The organism is Soehngenia saccharolytica DSM 12858 (assembly GCF_059568515.1).
Genome location: NZ_JCANTN010000052.1, coordinates 1 through 5,347, shown reverse-complemented (window position 1 = coordinate 5,347; position 5,347 = coordinate 1). Strand labels below are relative to the sequence as shown.

The following is a 5,347-nucleotide window of genomic DNA, read 5'->3' as shown; positions in this document are numbered from 1 at the left end:
CGAGATAAACATTTTTATTATGAATAGGTAAATCCTTAATAATTTGCTCTCTGTAGTCATGGACTCTAGAAGTTTTAGAAGAGCAAGCAGGGCAAACATGTTCTTTAGGTTTAGTAGAGATAAAGATTTTAATAGAATTATCCTCGTTAGAAATTTTATTTATAATTACATCTTTTAAATTTAGTAAATTATTGATAAAATAGTATTGCACTTGTGAATAAATCTCCTTTCTAAGTGTAGTATTAGGTACCTACATTTTAGCAGATTTATTTCACAAGTGCTTTATTTTTTGCAAAAAAGGATAAATTGGGATGCTTTATTTACACCCCAACATTTATTATAGAACCATTTTTTTCATAAAATTGTATTTTAATGATTTGACATTGGAATGTTAAATGTGAAATTGCAAAATATCTCCAATAAGATTTATGTTAAAATTAAATGGAAATTATTGTATTTGTGAAAATTGAAGTAGGGATGACCAAAGTTTCATAAAATGTGAACAATAAATTAGATTATTGTACCAAAAATGATATAAAATAGGATTGGTAATATTCCAGAACATTTATTGGTAAAGATAGGAAAAGCAAGGTTTAATGATTCAAAATATATAGAAAATGGGCACTTAAGATTTACCTTAAGTGCCTTTTATGATTAGGCGGCCTATTTATCTTTTACTAACTTATTATAGACTAAAAAAGATCCTCCTGCTAAAATAAGCATTAATAATATTGAAATCCAAAATGCAGGTGAAGTTGGTTCTGTAACATTTGCTCCAAATAATGTTGCTAGTATAGTATTTGGAATTGAGCCTAAAGTACCTGCCAATAGGTAAATGCCAAATGGGAATCTCACAGCACCTGAATATATGCTTACAGCTTCTCTAGGGAAAACTGTAAGGGTTCTCAATAAAAAGCATGTAAAGAAAGGGCTTTTGCTCTGCTTTTTAATGAATTTTTCAATAATAGGATATTTTTGCGTGATTTTTTCAACTGCACTTGAGCCAGAGAAATAGCCTACGAAATAGGATATAACCATTCCCAATATTATACCAAGCATATTTATAATGAAAGCAATAATTGTTGGGAATAGCTGGCTAGAGGCAACTTCAAGTATAATGATTGGAAATACAATACTTAAGCTTTTTAAAGCATATAAAGATAATAGGACCAGTGCGGCTGTTAATTGATTTTTAGGTGTATAGTTTATAATTGTTTGGACAGTTATTTTATCTTTGTTTGATAAATAGAGAATAATAAGTATTATGCACAACGCTAGAGGTATATATTTAAGGAATGTGAAATATCTTTTATTTTTCATTTTTTTCATCTCCGGAAATTGTATATCTATTCTACATAAATCATCTTCCTTGTCATTCCACCGTCCACAATGAGATTAACGCCAGTTATAAAGTCATTTTCTTTATCTGTCAAGAAGATGCAAGCCCTAGCAATATCATCGGGTTTTCCTACTCTACCTGAAAGATGTTGCTCATGATCGATTGGTCGCAATTTAGAATAATCACCTGTTTCAATCCAACCAGGAGATATACAGTTAACGGAAATTTTATCTCTGCTAAAAGATGCAGCAAGTGCATGGGTAAGGGCTACAATTCCACCTTTACTAGCAGCATAAGCTTCAGAATTTGGCTCAGACATAATGGCTCTTGTAGATGCTATATTGACAATTGAACCTCCATCTTCATTTTGACGCATGTATTTTGCTGCTTCTCGGGAGCATAAGAAAACACTTCGTAAATTTGTATTTATTAAGTCATCCCATTCTTCTAGGGTTAAATCATAAGGAGATTTAAATAAGCCTTTTCCAGCATTATTGATTAAGATATTGATTTTGCCAAATGTTTGGAATGCAACTTCCATTAAATGTACGACATCTCTTTCTTTTCGGACATCAGCTTTGATAAAAATCGCACTGCCACCTTGTTCTTTTATTATAGTTGCTGTTTTTTCTCCATTTTTTTCGTCAATATCAGCTATAACTACATTGGCTCCTTTCTTGGCATATAAAAGAGCAATCCCTTTTCCGATTCCATTGGCAGCACCGGTTATAATGACTGTTTTATTTGAAAAATCCATATTATCACACCCTTATTTATTAGATTTTATTAATATTATGGTTGTTTATTCTCAAAAAATATTTTTGAAATAACCAAAAATCCACAGGATAAAAGTATCATAGATAGTATTGAAATCCAAAACATAGGTGAAGTTGGTTCAGTAATACTAGTCCCAAATAATGTAGCCAGGATAGTACTGGGAAGTGCATATAAAATACTTGTCAACAAGTAAGTGCTAAATGGAAACTTTAAAGCACCTAAATATATGCTGACAGCATCTCTAGGCAAAATATAAATAGCACGCAAAAGAAAGCATGTGAAAAAAGGATTTTTAGTTTGCTTTTGGACAAACATATCAAGCTTAGGGTATTTTTGAACCATTTTATTAATGGCATCTGAACCTGAATAATAACCAATAAAATAAGAGATAACCAGTCCAATGATTACACCTAGCATATTGATAATAATTGCAGATATTGTAGAAAATAAGTGACCTGCTGCAATTTCCAGGATAATAATTGGAAAAACTACGCTAATGCTTTTTAATACATAAAGGAACAATATTACTAATGCTGCTGCAATTGGGTTACTTGGTGTATAATTTAAAATTGCTTCTACAGAAATATCCTTGTTGTTTCTGAAGTATATTATGGTTAAAATAATACATAAAAATAAAGGTATGTATTTAAGAATGGAAATATGTTTTTTATTTTTCACGTCCTTCAACTTCTGATGACTGGTATCAATAAAACATTATAAGGATGAAAACCAAAAGTTTCAATAGACAAAAGTTTTCAGTTGTCGTATTACAATTTATTATTATCAAAAATGGGAATAGAAAAATATGAAGAGGCAGTTTAAATAAGAATAGTTTTATGATGTAATAGAGATAATTAGAATATTTTGGTGAGTGGAGGTATAATCATTGAATTATACTATTGCCAAAATAGGTGCTATAATTGATGACATTGTAGTTATAGGCTTTGCAATATGCATGCTTGTTGGATATGATTTTGAAGGCTACCTTGTAAGCATGTTTATTGCTTTTGGTTTTATAATGATGGTAGCAGGATTTTATGCTGAATGTGAAAAAGAGCATAAGGTTGCAGCAAATACTGCTTTAATCTTCACTGGTATTTATGCTGTATTGATTTTATTAGTGTATTTTACACAGATTACATCAGTTAGGCTTGGCTTATTAAGTCAAGTTTTATTTATATAATGCTATATCAAATTAATTCAGGGAATGCAATTTTCTTACTGCGGAAGGAAATTTTGGTAAATGTAGATTAGACTTAAGCTGATGCTCACATTGGATTACTTAATTTATTGAAAGTAAATTAATAAAATTTAAAGAGACATATTTAAAATAGGGTATATTATAAAATGAAAATCAATATCAAAAATGAGGTGAGATGATGCAAAACCTAAAGCTATACTATATGAAAGGCTGTCCTTTCTGTAAAAAAGTAATCCAATTTATGGAGAGAAACAATATAGAAGTTGAAATGGTAGATATACAAGCTGATCCTAAAAATGAAGAAGAATTAATTAAGCTTGGTGGAAAAGACCAAGTCCCAATGCTCTTAATTGATGGAAAACCACTTTATGAATCAAATGACATTATCCAATGGCTTAAGGATAATTACAAACAAAGCGAGCAATAAATCTTGCTCGCTTTTATTTTATCCTATATTAGATTTATCCGGTGTTTTAGATTTATTGAAAATCTCTTTGAAGTTTATCTGAGTCAATAGAACTGCCACAAATACTAAAATACATCCTATAATTTCCTTTAGAGTCATTGATTCATTTAAAAATATGGCGCCACATATTGCTGAAAAAACAGATTCTAAGCTCATGAGAAGTGATGCAACTGTTGGATTTGTATATCTTTGCCCGATTATCTGTAATGTATATGCGACACCTACAACAAAAATGGCAGCATAAAGAATAGGAAAAGCACAATCTATTATTGCACTGATAGTTGGATTTTCAAAGATTAAAGCTGAAATAAGGGACAAAGTTCCAGCAGTAATAAATTGAACACAGGAAAGCTTTAAGCTCTCGGTTTTAGGGGCAAAGGTATCTATTATGATTATATGCATTGCCCAAAATAAAGTACCAGCAAGAACAATTGCATCTCCAATCTCCATGGAAAAGCCTTCTTTAATAGTTAACATGTAAAGGCCAATAACTGCAAGTATTACTCCTAGTCATGTATAGGAATCCACCTTTTTTCTCATAAAGATGCCAATAACTGGCACTAAAACAATATAAAGGGTTGTAATAAATCCTGCTTTTCCTGCAGTAGTATATACAATTCCCCATTGTTGCAATGAAGCTCCAAAAAATAGGGCAAAGCCACATAGGATTCCGCCTTTAATTAAGTCTTTTTTGTTATATTTATTTTCTTCGCTCTTTTCATTGTCATTTGATTCTTTTTTGTTTTTCTTATTAATAAAATCAAATGCAAATATCAAAATAAGAAGTACCAATGCACCTAGCAAGAATCTTGATGCTCCGAAAGTAAATGGCTCTACATAGTTCATCCCTAGTTTTTGTACTACAAAAGATGTACCCCAAATAATTGCAGCTAAAAGAAGAAATATGCTACCTTTAATGTTTTTCATCCTTTTTCACCTGCCATTATGAGATTTTTGTATTAAAAAATTAGTACAGTTATAGCATAGATTATAGCATATTTATGTTTTTTCTTTAATGGAAGATTTATTTTTTAGATTGTGCAAATTTAACAATATTTACTTGAAATAAAATATAAATATGATATAATATTAACAAACGAGAAAATATAAACAGCCTTTATTTTATTTGTTCTTATAGGTAATATTAGGATTATAAAGTGATTGCATAATGATTTTTTTGAAAAACAGCCAATAAATGTAAAATAATTGTCAATAAAAATGTTATATATTTAACATATATATTTTATATACATAATCAATTTATAGATAGTTGCAGAATATAAGTTTAGAATTATCCACAGAAATTAGATTTAATTTGATGAAGACAATGATTTATCAACAGAAAAAGAACATAGAAAAACAGGGGTTAAGCTTAACCCTTTAAAATCTGTATTCAGATGGTTTTAATTAAGCAATTAAAGATTTAATAGCAAGCGGATTGTCATAATTTTTAGTCTTAAATATAAGTATAAAAGCAATTAATTGAGAAATACATGCAAGTAAAATATCTGATTTTAAAGATACTGTATTTCTAACTCTTGATGATTTAATTTGAATGAAGTTT

Annotated in this window: 8 protein-coding genes; 2 read left to right on the top strand and 6 right to left on the bottom strand. The window is 29.6% G+C overall.

Features of this window, described 5'->3' with window-relative positions:
- From BO51_RS09825 to BO51_RS09810, 4 genes are all read right to left on the bottom strand, one after another.
- The coding region (locus tag BO51_RS09825; RefSeq protein WP_496486230.1) for a transposase family protein at positions 1-211 on the bottom strand (211 nt) is incomplete at its 3' end.
- A gap of 452 nt (positions 212-663) precedes the next feature.
- Complete coding sequence (locus tag BO51_RS09820; RefSeq protein WP_463262458.1) at positions 664-1,320, bottom strand: TVP38/TMEM64 family protein; 657 nt, start codon at positions 1,318-1,320, stop codon at positions 664-666.
- 26 nt (positions 1,321-1,346) lie between these two features.
- The gene (locus BO51_RS09815) at positions 1,347-2,096 is read right to left on the bottom strand and encodes a glucose 1-dehydrogenase (RefSeq protein ID WP_463262459.1); all 750 of its coding nucleotides are present in this window, start codon (positions 2,094-2,096) and stop codon (positions 1,347-1,349) included.
- Positions 2,097-2,131: 35 nt separating this feature from the next.
- Positions 2,132-2,794: a TVP38/TMEM64 family protein gene (locus BO51_RS09810; RefSeq protein WP_463262460.1), complete on the bottom strand. Its 663-nt coding sequence runs from the start codon at positions 2,792-2,794 to the stop codon at positions 2,132-2,134.
- A 208-nt stretch (positions 2,795-3,002) separates the two neighbouring features.
- Here BO51_RS09810 and BO51_RS09805 point away from each other — a divergent pair, with 208 nt between their 5' ends.
- Complete coding sequence (locus tag BO51_RS09805) at positions 3,003-3,299, top strand: hypothetical protein (RefSeq protein ID WP_463262461.1); 297 nt, start codon at positions 3,003-3,005, stop codon at positions 3,297-3,299.
- A gap of 196 nt (positions 3,300-3,495) precedes the next feature.
- Positions 3,496-3,744: a glutaredoxin family protein gene (locus tag BO51_RS09800; RefSeq protein ID WP_463262462.1), complete on the top strand. Its 249-nt coding sequence runs from the start codon at positions 3,496-3,498 to the stop codon at positions 3,742-3,744.
- A gap of 18 nt (positions 3,745-3,762) precedes the next feature.
- Here the strand turns inward: BO51_RS09800 and BO51_RS09795 are convergent, their stop codons facing one another.
- Complete coding sequence (locus tag BO51_RS09795; RefSeq protein ID WP_496486226.1) at positions 3,763-4,233, bottom strand: DMT family transporter; 471 nt, start codon at positions 4,231-4,233, stop codon at positions 3,763-3,765.
- A 60-nt stretch (positions 4,234-4,293) separates the two neighbouring features.
- Positions 4,294-4,710, bottom strand: a complete 417-nt coding sequence (locus BO51_RS09790) for a DMT family transporter (protein ID WP_463262464.1) — start codon at positions 4,708-4,710, stop codon at positions 4,294-4,296.
- Between the last annotated feature and the right edge of the window lie 637 nt (positions 4,711-5,347).

What these genes read in the sequence shown, in the direction of transcription:
- BO51_RS09820 (WP_463262458.1), bottom strand. Translation starts at nt 1,320, where the DNA reads ATGAAAAATAAAAGATATTTCACATTCCTTAAATATATACCTCTAGCG.
- BO51_RS09790 (WP_463262464.1), bottom strand. Translation starts at nt 4,710, where the DNA reads ATGAAAAACATTAAAGGTAGCATATTTCTTCTTTTAGCTGCAATTATT.
- BO51_RS09815 (WP_463262459.1), bottom strand. Translation starts at nt 2,096, where the DNA reads ATGGATTTTTCAAATAAAACAGTCATTATAACCGGTGCTGCCAATGGA.
- BO51_RS09800 (WP_463262462.1), top strand. Translation starts at nt 3,496, where the DNA reads ATGCAAAACCTAAAGCTATACTATATGAAAGGCTGTCCTTTCTGTAAA.
- BO51_RS09795 (WP_496486226.1), bottom strand. Translation starts at nt 4,233, where the DNA reads ATGGAGATTGGAGATGCAATTGTTCTTGCTGGTACTTTATTTTGGGCA.